16 protein-coding genes are annotated in these 18,404 nt (G+C 74.7%); 6 read left to right on the top strand and 10 right to left on the bottom strand.

All coding sequences use genetic code 11. From position 1 onward, the window contains the following. Positions 1-302 precede the first annotated feature (302 nt). Positions 303-2,582, bottom strand: coding sequence for a heavy metal translocating P-type ATPase (locus ACGFXC_RS10910; RefSeq protein ID WP_393711618.1), 2,280 nt, complete (start codon positions 2,580-2,582; stop codon positions 303-305). A gap of 95 nt (positions 2,583-2,677) precedes the next feature. Then, positions 2,678-2,911, bottom strand: a complete 234-nt coding sequence (locus ACGFXC_RS10905) for a heavy-metal-associated domain-containing protein (RefSeq protein ID WP_351823446.1) — start codon at positions 2,909-2,911, stop codon at positions 2,678-2,680. A 163-nt stretch (positions 2,912-3,074) separates the two neighbouring features. Here ACGFXC_RS10905 and ACGFXC_RS10900 point away from each other — a divergent pair, with 163 nt between their 5' ends. Then, the gene (locus ACGFXC_RS10900) at positions 3,075-4,289 is read left to right on the top strand and encodes a cation:proton antiporter (protein WP_393711616.1); all 1,215 of its coding nucleotides are present in this window, start codon (positions 3,075-3,077) and stop codon (positions 4,287-4,289) included. Between the two features lie 64 nt (positions 4,290-4,353). Here the strand turns inward: ACGFXC_RS10900 and ACGFXC_RS10895 are convergent, their stop codons facing one another. From ACGFXC_RS10895 to ACGFXC_RS10885, 3 genes are all read right to left on the bottom strand, one after another. Next, complete coding sequence (locus tag ACGFXC_RS10895) at positions 4,354-4,554, bottom strand: MerR family transcriptional regulator (protein ID WP_266577242.1); 201 nt, start codon at positions 4,552-4,554, stop codon at positions 4,354-4,356. 254 nt (positions 4,555-4,808) lie between these two features. Next, positions 4,809-5,825: a Gfo/Idh/MocA family protein gene (locus ACGFXC_RS10890; protein ID WP_393711614.1), complete on the bottom strand. Its 1,017-nt coding sequence runs from the start codon at positions 5,823-5,825 to the stop codon at positions 4,809-4,811. 19 nt (positions 5,826-5,844) lie between these two features. After that, positions 5,845-6,759 carry a sugar phosphate isomerase/epimerase family protein gene (locus ACGFXC_RS10885; RefSeq protein WP_393711612.1) on the bottom strand — a complete coding sequence of 305 codons (915 nt, stop codon included), beginning with the start codon at positions 6,757-6,759 and terminating at the stop codon, positions 5,845-5,847. Positions 6,760-6,952: 193 nt separating this feature from the next. Here ACGFXC_RS10885 and iolC point away from each other — a divergent pair, with 193 nt between their 5' ends. Genes iolC through ACGFXC_RS10865 form a run of 4 tightly spaced genes read left to right on the top strand, consistent with a single transcriptional unit; the run spans position 6,953 to position 12,101 of the window. Then, a complete protein-coding gene (iolC, locus tag ACGFXC_RS10880) occupies positions 6,953-7,876 on the top strand; it encodes a 5-dehydro-2-deoxygluconokinase (protein WP_393712200.1) in 924 nt (307 codons plus the stop codon). 7 nt (positions 7,877-7,883) lie between these two features. Further along, entirely contained in the window at positions 7,884-8,720 is an 837-nt protein-coding gene (gene iolB, locus ACGFXC_RS10875; RefSeq protein ID WP_393712198.1) for a 5-deoxy-glucuronate isomerase, read from the top strand. After that, positions 8,717-10,591, top strand: coding sequence for a 3D-(3,5/4)-trihydroxycyclohexane-1,2-dione acylhydrolase (decyclizing) (iolD, locus tag ACGFXC_RS10870; protein WP_393711610.1), 1,875 nt, complete (start codon positions 8,717-8,719; stop codon positions 10,589-10,591). Before iolB ends, iolD begins: the two co-directional genes overlap by 4 nt. Positions 10,592-10,601: 10 nt before the next feature. After that, positions 10,602-12,101: a CoA-acylating methylmalonate-semialdehyde dehydrogenase gene (locus ACGFXC_RS10865; RefSeq protein ID WP_393711608.1), complete on the top strand. Its 1,500-nt coding sequence runs from the start codon at positions 10,602-10,604 to the stop codon at positions 12,099-12,101. 153 nt (positions 12,102-12,254) lie between these two features. Here the strand turns inward: ACGFXC_RS10865 and ACGFXC_RS10860 are convergent, their stop codons facing one another. From ACGFXC_RS10860 to ACGFXC_RS10845, 4 genes are all read right to left on the bottom strand, one after another. After that, on the bottom strand, positions 12,255-13,283 hold the full coding sequence (locus ACGFXC_RS10860) for a WxL protein peptidoglycan domain-containing protein (protein ID WP_393711606.1): 1,029 nt from the start codon (positions 13,281-13,283) through the stop codon (positions 12,255-12,257). 91 nt (positions 13,284-13,374) lie between these two features. Further along, positions 13,375-14,667 carry a hypothetical protein gene (locus ACGFXC_RS10855; RefSeq protein ID WP_393711604.1) on the bottom strand — a complete coding sequence of 431 codons (1,293 nt, stop codon included), beginning with the start codon at positions 14,665-14,667 and terminating at the stop codon, positions 13,375-13,377. Positions 14,668-14,897: 230 nt separating this feature from the next. Then, positions 14,898-16,370 (bottom strand): S8 family serine peptidase, encoded by a 1,473-nt coding sequence (locus ACGFXC_RS10850; protein ID WP_393711602.1) that lies wholly within the window; start codon positions 16,368-16,370, stop codon positions 14,898-14,900. A 120-nt stretch (positions 16,371-16,490) separates the two neighbouring features. Continuing rightward, positions 16,491-16,922 carry a GNAT family N-acetyltransferase gene (locus tag ACGFXC_RS10845; protein WP_393711600.1) on the bottom strand — a complete coding sequence of 144 codons (432 nt, stop codon included), beginning with the start codon at positions 16,920-16,922 and terminating at the stop codon, positions 16,491-16,493. Positions 16,923-16,962: 40 nt separating this feature from the next. Here ACGFXC_RS10845 and ACGFXC_RS10840 point away from each other — a divergent pair, with 40 nt between their 5' ends. Then, positions 16,963-17,628 (top strand): nucleoside deaminase, encoded by a 666-nt coding sequence (locus ACGFXC_RS10840; protein ID WP_393711598.1) that lies wholly within the window; start codon positions 16,963-16,965, stop codon positions 17,626-17,628. Positions 17,629-17,648: 20 nt separating this feature from the next. Here the strand turns inward: ACGFXC_RS10840 and ACGFXC_RS10835 are convergent, their stop codons facing one another. Continuing rightward, positions 17,649-18,350: a 4'-phosphopantetheinyl transferase family protein gene (locus ACGFXC_RS10835; protein ID WP_393711596.1), complete on the bottom strand. Its 702-nt coding sequence runs from the start codon at positions 18,348-18,350 to the stop codon at positions 17,649-17,651. Positions 18,351-18,404 lie beyond the last annotated feature (54 nt).

Genomic DNA, 18,404 nt, shown 5'->3' with positions numbered 1-18,404 from the left:
CGGGTCGACGGTCGGGGCGCTTTCCTTTTCCCCAGCGGCGGATTCCCCCCACGGGACCCGCGCCGGGGCGTCGGTGGGTGCCGGGACCCGTTCGGGTCGGGAGGGCCGCTCAAAGCTTCCCGAGGGCACGCGTCCCGGCCGGCACATGCCAAGGACGTCCCCCAGGACCTCCACCCAACGTCCCCCAAGACGTTTTCGGCATCGCCCCATTAGACCTGTGCCGACCCCGGATGGTTACGTCGCGATCACTGTGATCTGCGTCTCCAGTGAAGGAAGTGTGGAGGGCCCGGGGAGGAGATCCACTAGCGGAACGACCGCAGCCGCAGGCTGTTGGTCACCACGAAGACCGAGGAGAAGGCCATCGCGGCCCCCGCGATCATCGGGTTGAGCAGGCCGGCCGCCGCCAGCGGCAGGGCCGCCACGTTGTAGCCGAAGGCCCAGAAGAGGTTGCCCTTGATGGTGGCGAGCGTCCGGCGGGAGAGCCGGATCGCGTCCGCCGCCACCCGCAGGTCGCCCCGTACGAGGGTCAGGTCCGCGGCCTCGATGGCGGCGTCGGTGCCGGTGCCCATCGCGAGCCCCAGGTCGGCCTGGGCCAGTGCCGCCGCGTCGTTGACGCCGTCGCCGACCACGGCGACCGTACGGCCCTCGTCCTGGAGCCGGCGGACCACGTCCGCCTTGCCCTCCGGGAGCACGCCGGCGACCACCCGTTCGATGCCCACCTCGCGGGCCACGGCCGTGGCCACGGCCTCGTTGTCCCCGGTCAGCAGGATCGGGGTGAGGCCGAGTCCGCGCAGCCGGGCGACCGCCTCGGCGCTGGTCTCCTTGACCGCGTCGGCCACGGTCAGCACCCCGCGGGCCCGCCCGTCCCAGGCGACCAGGACGGCCGTGCCGCCCGCGGCCTCGGCCGCGGCCCGGGCGCCGGCGAGCGCGGCGGGCAGGGTGACGCCCCGGTCGGTCAGCAGTTGCTCGCGCCCGACGAGGACGGCGTGCCCCGCGACGGTGCCCTCGACGCCGAGGCCGCCGTGGCTGCGGAACCCCGTCACCGGCGCCAGGCCGCCGGCGGGGTCCGCGGCCAGGGCGGCCCCCGCGGCGACGGCCCGGGCGATCGGATGCTCGGAGGCGTGCTCCAGGGACCCGGCCAGGCGCAGCAGCTCGTGCGCGTCGACGCCCTCGGCGGCATGGGCGCCGGTGAACTCCATCCGGCCGGTGGTGACCGTTCCGGTCTTGTCCAGGACGACGGTGTCCACCCGCCGGGTCGACTCCAGCACCTCGGGGCCCTTGATCAGGATGCCGAGCTGCGCGCCCCGCCCCGTGCCGACCATCAGCGCGGTCGGGGTGGCCAGGCCCAGGGCGCAGGGGCAGGCGATGATCAGGACGGCCACGGCGGCGGTGAAGGCGGCGGTGGGGTCGTCGGTGATGAGCAGCCAGGTGACCCAGGTGCCGAGCGCGAGGAGCAGCACGACCGGCACGAAGACGCCGGAGACGCGGTCGGCGAGCCGCTGCACCTCGGCCTTGCCGTTCTGCGCGTCCTCGACCAGCCTGGCCATCCGGGCGAGCTGCGTGTCGGCCCCGATCCGGGTGGCCTCCACGACGAGCCGGCCGGAGGCGTTGACCGTGGCGCCGGTGACCGGGTCCCCGACGCCCTTCTCCACGGGCACGGACTCCCCGGTGAGCAGGGCGGCGTCCACGGCGGAGGAACCCTCGACGACGGTGCCGTCCGTGGCGATCTTCTCGCCGGGCCGGACCACGAACCGGTCGCCGACGGCGAGCGAGGCCACCGGAACCCGCACTTCCCGGCCCCCGCGCAGGACGGCCACGTCCTTGGCGCCCAGCTCCATCAGGGCCCGCAGGGCCGCGCCCGCCTTCCGCTTGGAGCGGGCCTCCAGATAGCGCCCGAGCAGGATGAAGGCGATGACTCCGGCCGCGACCTCCAGGTAGAGGGCGGAGGACCCGTCGGTGCGCGAGACGGTCATCTCGAAGCCGTGCCGCATGCCGGGCATGCCCGCGTCCCCGAAGAACAGGGCCCACACCGACCAGGCGAACGCGGCGAGGGTGCCCACCGACACCAGGGTGTCCATGGTGGCGGCGCCGTGCCGGGCGTTGGTCCAGGCGGCCTTGTGGAAGGGGAATCCGCCCCAGACGACGACGGGAGCGGCCAGCGTCAGCGAGAGCCACTGCCAGTTGTCGAACTGCAGGGCCGGGACCATCGAGAGCAGTACGACGGGCAGGGCGAGCGCGGCGCAGACCAGCAGCCGCTGGCGCAGCGCCGCGAGCACGGGATCGGGTGCGGCCGCCGCGGCGGCCCCGGCATCCGGCTCCGCTGCCACCGAGGGCGGGGGCGGGGGCGGGGCGGGCTCCTCGGCGGTGTACCCGGTCTTGACGACGGTCGCGATCAGGTCGGCGACCCGTACGTTCCCGGCGTAGGAGACGTGGGCCTTCTCGGTGGCGTAGTTCACCGTGGCCTCGACGCCGTCCATCCGGTTGAGCTTCTTCTCGATCCGCGCGGCGCAGGAGGCGCAGGTCATCCCGCCGATCGAGAGCTCGACCGCCGCTATGGGCCCGTCGTGGACTGTGCTGGTCATCTTTCCGGCTCCATGGGAACGGCCGGTCCGTACGGAACCAGTATGAGCCGGCCGGTACGGACCGGCTGGGCACTGCGAAGGGGGGAGGGGGCGGCTCAGACCCGGCCGGCGAGCTCGTAGCCCGCCTCGTCCACGGCGGCGCGGACGTCGGCCTCGGCGAGCGGGGCGGCGGAGACCACCGTGACCTCGCCGGTCGCGGCGACGGCCTTGACCGAGCTCACGCCGGGCAGGGCGGTCAGCTCGGCGGTCACGGCGCCCTCGCAGTGCCCGCAGGTCATCCCGGTGACCTTGTACACGGCGGTGGTCTGGGTGTCCGTCTCGGCGGTCATGTCGTTCTCCTTCTCGCGGGGTGTCTCTCTGCTCCCAGATTATACCCCTAGGGGGTATTGAGCGACCATCTGGCGCGATGTGGCGGGATCTCGGCGACTACGGGCCGGCCGCGCCGGGCGCGTGCGATGGACAAGATCCCTCCAGCCCCAGTAAATGGCATACATGTCACATACCGGGACGCTCATCCTCATCATGGCGGTCGCGGTGCTCGCACCCCTGCTCGCGTACGGAGTGGCGCGCTGGCTCCCCGTGCCACTGGTGATCTTCGAGATCCTGCTGGGCATCGTCGTCGGACCGGACGTCCTCGGCTGGGCGAGTTCCGGCGAGGTGATCGACGTACTGAGCCAGCTGGGTCTCGCCATGCTCATCTTCCTCGCCGGGTACGAGATCAAGTTCGCCGAGGTCCGGGGCGACACGCTCAAACGGTCCGTGTGGGCCTGGCTGGCCGCGCTCGCGCTGGGACTCGTCCTCGGCACCCTGCTCGCCCGCGGCGGCGGCTTCGACCAGGGCGTCTACGTCGGGACCGCGCTCACCAGCACCGCCCTCGGGACCGTCCTGCCGGTGCTGCGCGACGCGGGTGACCTGGGGAGCCGGTTCGGGACCGTGATGATGGCGGTGGGCTCCGTCGGCGAGTTCGGCCCGATCATCGCGATGGCCCTGCTGCTCAGCGGCCGCGCGCCGGCCCGCTCGGCGGCCCTGCTCGCCGCCTTCGCGGTGCTGACCGGGCTCGCGGTCTTCTGGGCGCTGCGCCCCAAGCCGCCCTGGTTCTCGAAGGTCATCGCCAAGACCCTGCACAGCAGCGCCCAGTTCGCGGTACGGCTGGTCGTGCTGATGCTGGTGGCGATGCTGGGACTGGCCCAGGCGCTGGGGCTCGACGTCCTGCTCGGCGCCTTCGCGGCCGGCCTGATCACCCGGCTGGTGCTGACCGGGGCGGCGCCCGAGAGCAGCGACGCCGTACTGGCGAAGGTGGAGGCCGTCGGCTTCGGCTTCCTGGTCCCGCTGTTCTTCGTGGTCACCGGGATCGAGTTCGACCTGGACGCCCTGCTGGCCGGCGGCCGGACGCTGCTGATGCTGCCCGTCTTCCTGCTGCTGTTCCTGTTCGTGCGCGGGCTGCCCATCTGGCTGCTGGCCCCCCGCGACCTGGTGGGGCCGGACCGGACGGCGCTGGTGCTGTTCGGTTCGACCGCGCTGCCGCTGGTGGTGGCCATCACCACGCTCGGGGTGGAGGACGGGCAGGTCCAGCCGGGGGAGGCGGCGGCGCTGGTGGGCGCCGCGATGGTGTCGGTACTCGTCTTCCCGCTGCTCGCGTTGCGATTGCGGGCCCGCGCGGGCGCCGGGGGGACCCGCCCGGCACGGCCCGGCGCCGAGCCCTGGTGACGGGGCGGGGCCGGCGGGCCGGGCGGCCGGGGCGCGGCGGCCCCGGGCCCGGCGGCCGGGCCGCTCAGTCCTCGCGCCGCCCCCGGTTGCCGGGGCGGCGGGCCACCCAGGTGCGGATGGTGTCGGCGTACCAGTAGGGCTTGCCGCCCTCCACGTGGTCGGGAGCGGGGAGCAGCCCGTGCTTGCGGTACGAGCGCACGGTGTCCGGCTGGACCCGGATGTGGGCGGCGATCTCCTTGTACGACCACAGCGTTCGGTCGCTCATGCACGACACCTCCTGGTCCACGCCGCGGGGCCGGCCGGGAGGCCGTCGGGGGAGCCGGCGCGTGGACACTGACGATCACTCGGGTAGTGCCCGGAGAACGACGCTCGGTGAGGGCGGGGGCGTGCCTGTCGAGCGCCTGTGACGGAAAACCCGAGTAATGCGGACATGCGTGACAGGAAGCGGACACCCGTGACAGAAGGGCCACACGAGCCCTCCTGCCACTCGGGCCCCGTCGCGCGTCGCGCGTGGCGCGGTCAGCGCGCGTACAGCTCCGGCCGCTCCACCAGCCGCACCGGCGTCCGCGCGCCGCCGTGCGCGGCCGCCAGCCCTGCCTCGGAGACGGCGGCGGCCGCGTACCCGTCCCAGACGCCCGGTCCGGCCACCCGCCCCCGCGCGGCCGCGGCCACCCACCGCCGGAGCTGGCGGTCGTAGGCGTCGGCGAACCGGGTCGTGTAGTCCTGCACGATCTCCCCGCCCCACCGGCCGCCCGACTCGACGACCATCGCGTGCCCGTCCCCGATGCGGGCGCTGCCCGACTCGCCGACCGCCTCGCAGCGCACCTGGTAGCCGAACCCGCAGTTGACGAAGATCTCCACGTCGACGATCGCGCCCCCCGAGGTCTCCAGCAGCACCAGCCGCGGATCGCCCAGCCCCGGCGGCGCGGCCGAGGTCGGCGCGGGGGCGAGTACCGTCACGGCGGTGACCTCCTGGCCCAGCAGCCAGCGGGCCGCGTCCACCTCGTGCACCACCGAGTCGGTGATCAGCATGTCGCCGGTGAAGAAGGACGGTGAGGCCGCGTTGCGGTGGCGGCAGTGCAGGAAGAGCGGCCGGCCGATCCCGCCCGCGTCCAGCAGCTCCTTGAGCCGCTCGTACTCGGGGTCGAACCGCCGCATGAACCCCACCTGCACCAGCCGCCGCCCCAGGCGCAGCTCCGCCTCCATGATCCGCAGGGCCCCCGCCGGATCCGGGGTCAGCGGCTTCTCGCACAGCACCGGGAGCCCCCGCTCCAGGGCGTGCAGGACCGCCTCCTCGTGGGCCGGTCCCGGGGAGGCGATCAGGACGGCCTCCACCCCGGGGGCCGCCATCGCCGCCGCCGGATCCGTGTACGCCCCCGCGCCGTCCAGCCCGGCCGTGACCTCCTTGACCCGGTCCCCGTCCGGGTCGGCCACGGCCACCACCCGCGCTCCGCCCACCGTCGTGCCGATGCGCCGGACGTGATCGGAGCCCATCCTCCCGGTGCCGATGACCGCGATGCCGAGGGTGCCGCTCATGTGTGTCTCCTCCAGGGGGTCAACGGGCGCCGCAGGAGCGCAGGTAGGCCCGGGTGCGCCGGGCGATGGGCAGCGGCCGGTCGGGCGGGCACGGGTACATGTCCTGCTCCACGATCGCGAACAGGTCCACCCCGAGCCGCTGCGCCGCTGCCAGTACGGGCTCCAGCGCGGGTACCCCGGACGGCGGCTCGCACATCACCCCGCGCGCCACGGCCGGTCCGAAGGGCAGCTGCTCCGCCGCCACTTCGGCGAGGATCCGCGGGTCCACCTGCTTGAGGTGGAGGTAGCCGATCCGCTCGCCGAAGGTCTCGATCGCGCGCACGCTGTCCCCGCCGCAGTACGCGTAGTGCCCGGTGTCCAGGCAGAGCGAGACCAGCTCCGGATCGGTGGCGTCCAGCAGGCGCGCCACGTTCTCGGGGGTGTCGACGTGCGTGTCGGCGTGCGGGTGGACCACGATCCGCAGCCCGTACCGCTCCCGCACCTCCCGGCCCAGCCGCTCGGTCTGGGAGGCCAGTTCACGCCATTGCGCCGCCGTCAGGACCCGGTCCTCCAGCACCTCGCCGGTCTTGTCGTCGCGCCAGAAGGAGGGGATGACCACCAGGTGCTCCGCGCCCATGTCGCGGGTGAGCGCGGCGATCCGCGACACGTGCTCCCAGGTCTGCTCCCAGACGGCGGGCCCGTGATGGAGTCCGGTGAAGACGGTCCCGGCGGACACCTTCAGCCCGCGCTTGGCGGTCTCGTCGGCGAGTCGGGCCGGATCGGTGGGCAGGTAGCCGTAGGGGCCGAGTTCGATCCACGCGTACCCGGCGTCGGCGACCTCGTCGAGGAAGCGTTCCCACGGGGTCTGGCCGGGATCCTCCGGAAACCAGACACCCCAGGAGTCCGGAGCCGAACCGACGCGGATACGGGTCAGCGCGGAGGGGGAGGAGGTCATGACGGCCACCTTAGGGTGCGGGGTCCGCACCCACGGGGAAGACGGATGGGGACCGGAGCGGAGAACGGAAGGAGTGGCGGGAGTGACGGGAGGGACGGAAGTGTCAGGTGTGACGGGCAGGGACGGGGCCGCGGACGGGGGGTCCGGCAACGGCGGGCCGTCCGGAGACGGGCTCGTGTACGACCTGATCACGATGGGACGGATCGGGGTGGATCTCTACCCGCTGAAGACCGGTGTACCGCTCGGCGAGGCCGACACCTTCGGCCGGTTCCTCGGCGGCTCCCCCTCCAACGTGGCCGTCGCCGCCGCCCGGCTGGGCCGCCGCACCGCCGTGATCACCCGTACCGGGGCCGACCCCTTCGGCGCGTACCTGCGGGCCGAGCTGCGCGGATTCGGCGTCGACGACCGGTGGGTGGGCGAGGTGGCCCGCTACCCGACGCCCGTCACCTTCTGCGAGATCTTCCCGCCGGACCGCTTCCCGCTCTACTTCTACCGCTTCCCCAAGGCCCCCGACCTGGAGATCGAACCCGACGAGGTGGACCGGGAGGCCGTGCGCGCCGCGCGGGTCTTCTGGATGACGGGCACCGGGCTCAGCGCCGAGCCGAGCCGCGGCGCCACCCTCGGCGCGCTGGAGGCCCGCTCGAAGTCCGGTACGACCGTCTTCGACCTGGACTGGCGGCCGATGCTGTGGGACGGGCCCCCGCAGCCCTGGTACGACAAGGCCCTCGCCCTGGCCACGGTCGCCGTCGGCAACACCGAGGAGTGCGCGGTCGCCACCGGCGAGAGCGAGCCGTACGCCGCCGCGCGGGCGCTGCTCGCCGCCGGGGTGGAACTGGCCGTCGTCAAACGCGGACCGGAGGGCGTGCTGGCCGTGCACCGCGACGGCCGCGCGGTGGAAGTGGCGCCGATGCCGGTGACGGTGGTCAACGGGCTCGGCGCCGGGGACGCCTTCGGGGGCGCCCTGTGCCACGGGCTGCTGGCCGGCTGGGACCTGGAACGGGTGCTGCGCCACGCGAACGCCGCCGGCGCGATCGTGGCCTCCCGGCTGGCGTGCTCGACCGCGATGCCGTTCGCCGACGAGGTGGAGGAGGTGCTGGAGCGTGCCGGTGGTGTCTGAGACGGGCATGGAACTGACCCGGCTGCGGGTCCTGGAACTCGCGCCGGGGGAGACGTACGCCCACGACTGCGGGGACGCGGAATGGATCGTCCTGCCGCTGTCGGGCGGCTGCCGGATCCGCTTCCCGGACGGGGACGGGGGACCGGGCGCGGACCCGGGCGCGGACGCCTTCGTGCTGCGCGGGCGGACCGGTGTGTTCGACGGGCCGACCGACTTCGCCTACCTGCCCCGGGACGGGCGCGCCGAGGTCACCTCCGTGCGCGGCGGCCGCTTCGCGCTCGCGGGGGCGCGCTGCGAGAACAGGCTGCCGGCCCGGTACGGGCCCGCCGCGGCCGTCCCCGTCGAGCTGCGCGGCGCGGGCACCTGCTCGCGGCAGGTCAACAACTTCGCGGCGGCGGACGTCTTCCCCTGCGACCGGCTCATCGCCGTCGAGGTGCTCACCCCGGGCGGGAACTGGTCCTCGTACCCGCCCCACAAGCACGACGAGCACCACCCCGGCGAGGAATCCCGGCTGGAGGAGATCTACTTCTACGAGATCGCCCCGCACGGCGACCTCCCCGGCCTCGGCTACCAGCGCGTCAGCCCCTCCCCGGCCGGGAAGACCGACCTCCTCACCGAGGTGCGCTCGGGCGACACCGTCCTGATCCCCGACGGCTGGCACGGCCCCTCCATCGCCGCGCCCGGCCACGACCTGTACTACCTGAACGTGATGGCCGGTCCGGACGCCGCCCGGGAGTGGCTCATCCGCGACCACCCCGGCCACGGCTGGATCCGGGACACCTGGGCGGACGCGCCCGTCGACCCCCGGCTGCCCTTCCCCCGGCGTACGGAGGCCCGCCCGTGAGGCTCACCACCGCCCAGGCCCTGATCCGGTTCCTCAGCGCCCAGTACACGGAGCGCGACGGGCAACGCCACCGGCTGATCGCCGCCACCTGGGGCATCTTCGGCCACGGCAACGTCGCCGGGATCGGGCAGGCCCTCCTGGAGAGCGGGCCCGCAGCCATGCCCTTCCTCCAGGGCCGCAACGAGCAGGCCATGGTGCACGCCGCCGTCGGGTACGCCCGGCAGAGCGGGCGGCTGTCCGCGCACGCCGTGACCACCTCCATCGGACCGGGCGCGACCAACCTCGTCACCGGCGCCGCGCTCGCCACCGTCAACCGGATCCCGGTGCTCCTGCTGCCGGGCGACACCTTCGCGACGCGGCCCGCCGATCCGGTGCTCCAGCAGCTCGAAGTCCCCCACGCGGGCGACGTCTCCGTCAACGACGCGCTGCGGCCCGTCTGCCGCCACTTCGACCGGATCACCCGTCCCGAGGCCCTCGTCCCGGCCGCCCTCCAGGCGATGCGGGTGCTCACCGACCCCGTCGCGACGGGGGCCGTCACCCTCGCGCTGCCGCAGGACGTGCAGGCGCAGGCCCACGAGTGGCCCGAGGAGTTCTTCGCCGAGCGGGTCTGGGGCGTGCGCCGGCCGCGCCCCGACCGCACCGAACTGGCCCGGGCCGCCGACGCCGTACGGGGCTCCGTCCGCCCCCTGGTCGTGGCCGGCGGCGGGATCCGGCACTCCGCCGCCCAGCAGGCCCTCGCCGCCTTCGCCGAGGCCACCGGGATCCCGGTCGCCACCACGCAGGCGGGCAAGGGGGTCCTCCCGTACGACCACCCCGCCGACGTGGGCGCGGTGGGTCACACCGGGACGGCCACCGCCGACGCGCTGGCCCGGCGGGCCGACCTGGTCATCGCCGCCGGGACCCGGCTCACCGACTTCACCACCGCCTCCGGGACGCTGTTCCAAGACCCCGGAGTCCGCTTCGTCGGCCTCAACCTCGACCCCTACGACGCGCACAAGCTCGCGGCCCTGCCGCTGGTGGCGGACGCCCGCGAGGGCCTGGCGGAACTCCTCGCCGCGCTGCCGGGACACCGGGCCGCGCCCGGGTACGTCGCCGCGTACACCGCCGCGAAGGCCGACTGGGAGGCGCGCGTCGACGCCGCGTACGCCGTGCCCGACGGGGACGAGGACCGGCCGCCCACCCAGACCCAGGTCCTCGGCCTGCTCGACGCCCTGGTGGACGGCACCGACATCCTGGTCAACGCCGCCGGCTCGCTCCCCGGAGACCTCCACCGGCTGTGGCGGACCCGCTCGGCCGACCAGTACCACGTCGAGTACGGCTACTCCTGCATGGGCTACGAGATCCCCGCCGCGATCGGCACGGCCCTGGCCGCGCCGGGCCGCCCGGTATGGGCGCTCGTCGGCGACGGGACGTACCTGATGAACCCCACCGAGATCGTCACCGCCGTCCAGGAGGGCATCCCCGTCCGGCTGGTGATCCTCGACAACCGGGGGTACGCCTCCATCGGCGGCCTCTCGGGGGCGGTGGGGGGCGAGGGCTTCGGCACCGCCTACCGCTTCCGGGGGCCGGACGGCGCCTACGACGGAGACCCGCTCCCGCTGGACCTCGCCGCCAACGCGGCCTCGCTGGGCATGGCCACCATCCGCACCCACACCCTCGGTGACCTGCGCAAAGCCCTCGTCGAGGCCCGCTCGGCGGACCGGCCCACATGTGTCTACGCACAGACCCGAACACCCGACACTGTGTCGGGCCCACCCCCGGCACAGGCGTGGTGGGATGTTCCTGTGGCCGAGACCGCGACCCGTGCGTCGGCGGCCCGGGCCCGTGAAGAGTACGACCGGCAAGCCGCGCAGCGACGTCGCCATCTGTGAAGGAGCAAGCATGAAGACCGTCAACCACTGGATCGGTGGCAAGACCGTCGAGGGCGCGTCGGGCAACTACGGCCCGGTCACCGACCCGGCGACGGGCGAGGTCACCACGCAGGTCGCCCTCGCCTCGGCCGACGAGGTCGACGCCGCCGTACGCGTCGCCCAGGAGGCCTTCCTCTCCTGGGGCCAGTCCTCGCTGGCCGCCCGCACCAAGGTGCTCTTCGCCTACCGGGCCCTGCTGGACGCCAACCGCGACGCCATCGCCGAGCTGATCACCGCCGAGCACGGCAAGGTGCACTCCGACGCGCTGGGCGAGGTCGCCCGCGGCCTGGAGATCGTCGAGCTGGCCTGCGGGATCACCACCCAGCTCAAGGGCGAGCTGTCCACCTCGGTCTCCAACCGGGTGGACGTCTCCTCCATCCGCCAGCCGCTGGGCGTCGTCGCGGGCATCACCCCCTTCAACTTCCCGGCGATGGTGCCGATGTGGATGTTCCCGCTGGCCGTCGCCTGCGGCAACACCTTCATCCTCAAGCCGAGCGAGAAGGACCCCTCCGCAGCCAACAAGCTCGCCGAGCTGGCCACCGAGGCCGGTCTGCCGGCGGGCGTCCTGAACGTCCTGCACGGTGACAAGGTGGCCGTCGACGCGCTCCTCGCGCACCCCGGCGTCAGCGCCGTCTCCTTCGTCGGCTCCACCCCGATCGCCCGCCACATCCACACCACCGCCTCCGCCAACGGCAAGCGCGTCCAGGCGCTGGGCGGCGCCAAGAACCACATGCTGGTGCTCCCGGACGCCGACCTGGACGCCGCCGCCGACGCGGCCGTCTCCGCCGCCTACGGCTCCGCCGGCGAGCGCTGCATGGCGATCTCGGCGGTCGTCGCCGTCGGCTCCATCGCCGACGAGCTCGTCGAGAAGATCCGGGAGCGCGCCGAGAAGATCAAGATCGGTCCCGGCAACGACCCGGCCTCCGAGATGGGCCCGCTGATCACCGCCGCCCACCGCGACAAGGTCGCCTCCTACGTCACGGGCGCGGCCGCCCAGGGCGCGGACGTGGTCCTGGACGGCACCGGCTACACGGTGGAGGGCAAGGAGAACGGCCACTGGATCGGCCTGTCGCTGCTCGACAACGTCAAGACCGACTCCGACGCCTACCGCGACGAGATCTTCGGCCCGGTGCTGTGCGTACTGCGCGCCGACACCTACGAGGAGGGCGTGGCCCTCATCAACGCCTCGCCGTTCGGCAACGGCACCGCGATCTTCACCCGCGACGGCGGCGCGGCCCGCCGCTTCCAGCTGGAGATCCAGGCGGGCATGGTCGGCGTCAACGTGCCGATCCCGGTGCCGGTGGGCTACCACTCCTTCGGAGGGTGGAAGGACTCGCTCTTCGGCGACCACCACATCTACGGCAACGACGGCATCCACTTCTACACCCGCGGCAAGGTCGTCACCACCCGCTGGCCGGACCCGGCCGACGCCCCGGCGGGCGTGGACCTGGGCTTCCCGCGCAACCACTGACCCCCGCCCCCGGCGCCCCGAGGGGGCGCCCCCGTACGGCAGACCCCCGGCCCACCCTCACCGGCCGGGGGTTCCTGCTGTCCGGGGGAGGGGCGGGGCGGGGAGGGGAGGGGCCCGGGGCGGGTGCGGGCGCCGGCGGCGGTGGCCTTCGCGTCAGCGGGCGTTCGCCAGGGCCGGTGCGCGCTCCGCCCGCCGGGGGCCGGAGCGGCGCCGGCGCAGCACCCGGGCGGCCACGGCGGCCCCCGCCAGCACCAGGAGGGCCCCGGCAGCCGGCCACGGCACGGCGAGGAAATCCGTACCGGAAGACGTGGCGAGGCCGGGGTAGGCGGCCGCGCGCGCCGCGACGGTGACGCTCACCCGGTCCAGCTGCGGTGCGCCGGCCCACGGTTCGGTCAGCTCGACCCGCTGCCCCGGCAGCAGCACCAGCTTCGGCCCGCGGGCCGGCCGGTCCAGCACCCGCCGGCCGAAGAGCCCCCGCGCGGACACCGACACCTCCGGCTCGACCACCACGTTGCCCCGGTTGACCAGCGCGTACGAGACCGTCGCGCGGGCGGCCTTCGTCCAGGGCAGCAGCGGCGCGCCCCGGCTGACCCGGACGTCCTCCACGCTCAGCCCCGGCGTCAGCGGCCCCGGCACCCGGAAGTACAGCCGGGCCCCGACCGAACGCCGCACCCCCACCTGTACCTTGCCGTCCTCGCGCACCCCCTCGACGGCGGTGTTCAGCGCGACGATCCCGCCGACGTGGTCGCCCGGGGTGGCGTCCGCGGGCACCTTCACGGTGAACGGGATGTCGGCGCGGCCCTTGGGCGGCACCGTCACCGTGTTCGCCGCCTGCGGGCCGAGCGCGATCCAGGCGCCGACGTCCTTGGGCTTCGTCTCGACGGGCAGCAGCGCGAACGCGCCCCCCGAAGGGGTGTTGACGGCATCGGTCGCGAAGACCTGGAAGGTCAGCGCCCGGTCGGAGGAGTTCAGGATCGTCGCACTGTCGCTGACGGTGTCCCCGGCCCCGCCCTGGTGGAAGAAGTACGCGCGGTCGGTCATCGCGGCCCCGGCGGCGGGCGTCGGGAAGACCCCCCAGGTGCCGTTGTCGGCGGCCGCGGCGGTGGGGGCGGTCAGGGCGGGGAGCAGCAGCAGCCCGCACAGGCCGGCGAGCAGGGCGTGCGGGAGGGTACGCAGGCGCATGGGCGGGTCTCTCCAGTCGCGGCGCGGAGCGGGAACGAAAGGGGTGGTGCGGCGCCGCTGCGCCGCACCACCCTGGGCCGGTCCGGGCCCGTCAGGCGATCGAGAAGGTCACGACCGACTGGTAGGTGTCGGCGAACATGAACGGCGGCAGCTGGAGCATCGCCGCGCCGCCCACGGCGAACTCGCCGCCGGTCAGCTCGTCACCGCCGGCCGCCTGGGAGGCGACCTTCATCGGGGAGTCCGTGATCGCGCCCGGCGCCCCGGCGGTGCAGGTGCTCGGGCTGTCCGGGTTGGTGACGGTGCAGGACGGCTGGATGCCGATCTGCGCCTTCGCCATCGAGTGGCCGGTCGTCTGGTTCAGGAACGGCGTACGGGTCGCCGTCACGTCCCAGCCGAGGCTGCCGCCGCGGAAGTCCTGGACGGTCGCGGCGTTGAACGCGCCGAACACCGACTGGGCCTTGCCGTTGATGGTCACCGCGCCGAAGCTGACGGCCGGCTGGCCGTCCTTCGGACCGAGGGCCAGCGGACCGGGCAGCACCTCGACGTCCACCGGGTTCTGCACGCCCGCCTGTTCTTCGACGAACACGAACGGCTTGGCCGGGGCCACCGAACCGTCGATCCTGATCGCGTCGGCCTTCTTGGTGACGGTGACGGAGCAGGTCGCGGCGCCCGAGGCGTCCGCCGTGCCGGTACCGGTGTCACCGGTGGCCGCGCCCGCGAGGAGGGCGGAGCAGGTGACCGGGCCGGCCGGGAAGTTGGCGCCGGTGGCGGTGACGGCGGTGCCGGCCTTGCCGCTGTTGGGCGTCAGCTTGGTGGTGACCGGGTCCTTGGGCAGGGCCTCGACGGCGACCGAGCCGACGGAGGCGCTGGGCCGAGGCTCCGGCGTACAGGTCGTCGTGTAGAGCGTGCCGCCCAGGTCCGCGTCCGTGATCACCTGGTCGAGGGTGATCTGGAGGGTGGTGCCCTCGGTGCCGTCCGGGATGGTGATGTTCCCGCTGAAGGCGGGCGGGTCGGCCTTCTTGCCCGCTTCCTGGTGGCTGGGGACGGCCGCGCTGGTGACCGTCTGGGCGACCCCGCCGACGAGCAGCTTCGCCTTCGTCGTGTTGACCGTGTCGATGGTGAACATCGGCACGACCGGGGTCTCACCGGGGTCGATGGTGATCGGCACGCTCTGCCCGGCCTTGGCCCCGTCCGGCAGGGTGACCGTGTAGTCCTGGTTGCCGTTGGCGCCCGGCTGGGGGGCGGGGGCGACGCACTTCATGAAGACCGGAGTGGTCTTGGTCGCGGCCTGCGCCGTGCCCGTCAGGGCCACCACACCGCCCGTCAGGGCCAGGGAAAGGGCGCCCGCCCCGGCCAGAACTCTTCGTCGGAACGTTGTACTCACTGGGTCGCGACTCCTTCGTCAGACGAACCCCTCCCCCCACCCGCTGTGGGGAGGAGGTTGAGCCGGTGCGGATGGCCGTCATTGACGCGTCGCGGTCATGAGAAGTCAATGGATTGTTTTCGCCCGAAGCACACAGACATTGATGTCCCATCAGGCCTGGTCGGATGGCGCGTCGGATACCGACCGGTCGGTGACCGGCGCGGGCCGGGGGCGGGTGGGGCGCGGGGGGTTCAGCGGTCCGTCGGGACGTGCAGCAGGAGGTTCGCGGTACCGGCGGGGAGGCCGGTGATCCGGTCGCTGACGGCGCTGCGCACCAGGGCCTGGCGCACCTGTTCCGGGGTGCGTGCCGTGCCGCCCGCAAGGATCAGCGCGGCCACGCCCGCCACGTGCGGGGCCGCCATCGAGGTGCCGGTGGCGCGGGCGGTGGCGGTCGCGGAGCCCTTCCAGGCCGAGGTGACGGACACGCCCGGCGCGGAGATGTCCACGCAGCGGCCGTGGCTGGAGAAGGCGGGTCGGCGGTCGGTGGCGTCCGTCGCCCCGACGGTCAGCGCCGCGGGGACACCGGAGGGGGAGCCCCCGCAGGCGTCCTTCCCGGTGTTCCCGGCGGCCACGGCGAAGGTGATCCCGGAGGCGACCGCGCGGTTCACCGCCGCGTCCATGGCGCGGCTGCGGCTGCCGCCCATGCTCATGTTGGCGACGACCGGTCCGCCCTTCGCCGCGGTCCTGACGGCGTCCTTCACCATCCAGTCCAGGCCGCGCAGGATCGCCGACAGACGCCCGTCCCCCTGGCAGTCGGCCACCTTCACGCCGACGAGGGAGACCCCCTTCGCGACCCCGTACGTCGCCCCGCCCACGGTCGCCGCGACGTGCGTGCCGTGGCCGTTGCAGTCGGCGGCGCCCTCCGTCCACACCGCGTTGTAGCCGGACCGGGCGCGGCCGCCGAACTCCTGGTGGAGGGTGTTGATCCCGGTGTCGACGACGTAGACGGTGACGCCCTGCGCCCGGGTGGCGTACGTGTACCCGCCGTCGAGCGGCAGCTCGCGCTGGTCGATGCGGTCCAGCGGCCAGGGCGCGGCAGTCTGCAGCACGGCGGCGGGCGCGGGGGCGGTGACGGGCTGCGTTGCGGGCGTGGGGGCGGTGACGGGGTTCGGAGCGGGGACGGTCACCGGCTGCGTCGCGGGCACGGGGGCGGTGCTGGGCGCGGGCGCGGTGACGGGGTTCGGCGTGGGGGCGGTGACCGGCTGCGGTGCGGGCGTGGGGGCGGCGCTGGGGGCGGCCGGGGCCGGGGCGGCGGCGGGGGGCGCTGCCGGTGTGGGCGCGGCGGGGTTCGGTGCGGGGGCGGCGACTGGTGCCGGGACGGGCGCGGCGGCGGGGGCGGGTTCCGGCGGGTCGGAGAGCCGGTAGACCGTGTCCGGCTCCACGGAGGCCACCCGGGGGTCGGCGGCGAGCTCGACGGCGCGGGCGGCGGTGGTGCGCACGGCGAAGCCGCTGAGGGCGGCTTCGTACACCGCGCCGACCCGGTCGCCCGCCCGCGCCGCCTCTGAGGCGAGCGCCCGGGCCGCGGCGCGGGCGGTGGTGTCCTTGAGGACGACGACGTAGGGCGCGGTCGGCACGTCGGCGGCGGCGACGGCGGAGTGCGGCGGCAGGACGGTGGACGCCGCGAGGAGGGCGGCGGCCGGGAGGAGCGCGGTCATGGCGGTCATGCGCCCGATGGTCGGCCGCCCCCGGCACCCGCGCGCGGAGGGTGCTCCGAGTGGCCCCGCGACACGCCGCCGCGGAGGGCGCGTCGCGGGGCCCGGGACCACCCGGCCGCCGCCCCCGGCTCACGGGCCCGCGGTCGCTCCCGGTCCGAGGTCCCAGCCGCGCATCGCGAAGCCCCCCTCGTCCTCGCCGCCCGCGGCGGCGTACGTGGCCAGGGCGGGTCCGTTGTCGCTGTCGACGCCCACCCACATCCCGTAGCAGCCGCGCGCCTTGGCCTCCTCGGCGAGCGCCAGGGTCAGCGCGCGGCCGATTCCGCGCCGCCGGTAGCCCTCGTCCACGGACAGCTCGTACAGGCACATCTCGGTGCCCTTGTCCGGGTGGGTCATCTCGATGCCGGAGACCATGCCGGCGGGTACCCCGTCGACGTAGGCGATCAGCATCAGGTGGCCCGGCGAGTCGAGGAAGCGGCGCGACCACTCCTCGCGGGCGGGACCGTCGAAGAGGCCTTCGGCGGACTGGAGTTCGGCGGGAGTGTCGGCACGTCGGATGTCCATGGCGGTGACCCTAGGGGGTCCGGGGCGCGATCATGCGGACATGACGGTGCGTGGGGGCGGGGAGTTCGGTCTGGTGTGGCGGTCCGCGCCGGAGGCGGCACGGCGGGCGCTGGCGCTCGCCCACGAGGCGCTGACCGCCGGGGGCCTGGCGGTGGGGGCGGTCCTCACCGATCCGGCGGGAGCGGTCCTCGCCGAGGGCCGCAACGAGGCGTACGAAGCCGGCCCGGGCACCGGGCCGCTGCGGGGCACGCCGCTGGCCCACGCCGAGATGAACGCCCTCGGCGCCGCCCGCACGGAGTGGAGCCTCGCCGCCACCACCCTGTGGAGCACGCACGAGCCCTGCGCGATGTGCGCCGCCGCGGCGGAGTTCACCGGCGTGGGGGAGGTGCGGTACCTGGCGCCGGACCCCTGGGCGCTGGCCGGCGGCGCCGCCGGGGCGTCCGGAGCCGTGCTGTCGGGCGCGGGTGACGGGGTGTGGCTGATCGCGGCGAACGTGATGTTCCTGCGCAGCGTGCGCGTGGCCGCGCCGGGGCCCGCCGAGCCGGAGATCCTGGTCCGTCACCGCGCGCTGGAACCGGAGACGGCCGCCCTGCACGACGCCGTCCCGCCGGGCCTGCCGGGCGCCGGGCCGGTCCGGGACTGGCTGGCCGGCCTGTGGCCGGAGCTGGCCCGGGCGGCCCGGGCCCGCGCCGCCCGGGTCGGCTAGCCGCGTCGGGTAGCGCCGCGTCAGGCGGTGCGCAGGGCGAGGGCGGCGGCGTAGGTGTCGGGCGCCGGGAGGTCGCGCAGGATCCAGCCGGACACCGGCGCCGGGGTGGCCGCCGAGCCCACGTACGGCTCGGCCAGACCCAGCGCGAGCCCGGTACCGGTGGCCTTCAGGTAGGCCTCCTTGCGGGACCACACCCGGGCGAGCGCGGCGGACCGCTCCACCGCGGGCAGGCCGGCGAGCTCCGCCGTCTCCGCCGGATGCAGGGTGGCGAGGACGTCCTCCACCGCGCTGGCGCTCGGCAGCCCCTCGATGTCCACGCCGACCGGAACCCCCGCGAAGGCGAAGTACGCCATGTCGTCGCTGTGTGAGAGCGAGAAGTGCACCGCGCCCCCGGCCACGGCGGGGCGGCCGTGCGGCCCGCCGCAGCAGGGGCAGTCCTCCCGCACCAGCGACACCTTCTCCGGCGCCAGGTCCAGGTACGCGCCCAGCAGCACCCGCAGCCCCAGGTGGGAGGCCAGGTAGCTGCGCCGGTCGGCCGGGCGCAGCAGACGCGAGAGGCGGTCCTGCTCCGTCGCGTCCAGCAGCGGGACCGCCCCGGCCGCCTCGTGCCCGCCGATCACCTCGCGCGTGGTGTTCAGCGACCACACGGCCGCCCCGGTGCCCACCGGGAGCACGCCGGTCGAGGGCGCGGCCCCGTCGAGTTGGTTCACGTACTCGCTCACCCGATGAGAGTAGACGAGGCCCTCCCCGAGCCGGTTACCCTCGGCCCGGAACGA

The sequence above is a fragment of the Streptomyces sp. NPDC048507 genome, assembly GCF_043199995.1.
Classification (GTDB): Bacteria; Actinomycetota; Actinomycetes; order Streptomycetales; family Streptomycetaceae; genus Streptomyces.
Note: the sequence above shows the minus strand (reverse complement) of the source record. Positions and strands in the feature narration are given on the sequence as shown.

What these genes read in the sequence shown, in the direction of transcription:
- iolB (WP_393712198.1), top strand. Translation starts at nt 7,884, where the DNA reads ATGGAACTGACCCGGCTGCGGGTCCTGGAACTCGCGCCGGGGGAGACG.
- ACGFXC_RS10845 (WP_393711600.1), bottom strand. Translation starts at nt 16,922, where the DNA reads ATGGACATCCGACGTGCCGACACTCCCGCCGAACTCCAGTCCGCCGAA.
- ACGFXC_RS10850 (WP_393711602.1), bottom strand. Translation starts at nt 16,370, where the DNA reads ATGACCGCCATGACCGCGCTCCTCCCGGCCGCCGCCCTCCTCGCGGCG.
- iolC (WP_393712200.1), top strand. Translation starts at nt 6,953, where the DNA reads ATGGGACGGATCGGGGTGGATCTCTACCCGCTGAAGACCGGTGTACCG.
- ACGFXC_RS10905 (WP_351823446.1), bottom strand. Translation starts at nt 2,911, where the DNA reads ATGACCGCCGAGACGGACACCCAGACCACCGCCGTGTACAAGGTCACC.
- ACGFXC_RS10840 (WP_393711598.1), top strand. Translation starts at nt 16,963, where the DNA reads ATGACGGTGCGTGGGGGCGGGGAGTTCGGTCTGGTGTGGCGGTCCGCG.
- ACGFXC_RS10890 (WP_393711614.1), bottom strand. Translation starts at nt 5,825, where the DNA reads ATGAGCGGCACCCTCGGCATCGCGGTCATCGGCACCGGGAGGATGGGC.
- ACGFXC_RS10910 (WP_393711618.1), bottom strand. Translation starts at nt 2,582, where the DNA reads ATGACCAGCACAGTCCACGACGGGCCCATAGCGGCGGTCGAGCTCTCG.
- ACGFXC_RS10865 (WP_393711608.1), top strand. Translation starts at nt 10,602, where the DNA reads ATGAAGACCGTCAACCACTGGATCGGTGGCAAGACCGTCGAGGGCGCG.
- ACGFXC_RS10900 (WP_393711616.1), top strand. Translation starts at nt 3,075, where the DNA reads ATGTCACATACCGGGACGCTCATCCTCATCATGGCGGTCGCGGTGCTC.
- ACGFXC_RS10895 (WP_266577242.1), bottom strand. Translation starts at nt 4,554, where the DNA reads ATGAGCGACCGAACGCTGTGGTCGTACAAGGAGATCGCCGCCCACATC.
- ACGFXC_RS10860 (WP_393711606.1), bottom strand. Translation starts at nt 13,283, where the DNA reads ATGCGCCTGCGTACCCTCCCGCACGCCCTGCTCGCCGGCCTGTGCGGG.
- ACGFXC_RS10885 (WP_393711612.1), bottom strand. Translation starts at nt 6,759, where the DNA reads ATGACCTCCTCCCCCTCCGCGCTGACCCGTATCCGCGTCGGTTCGGCT.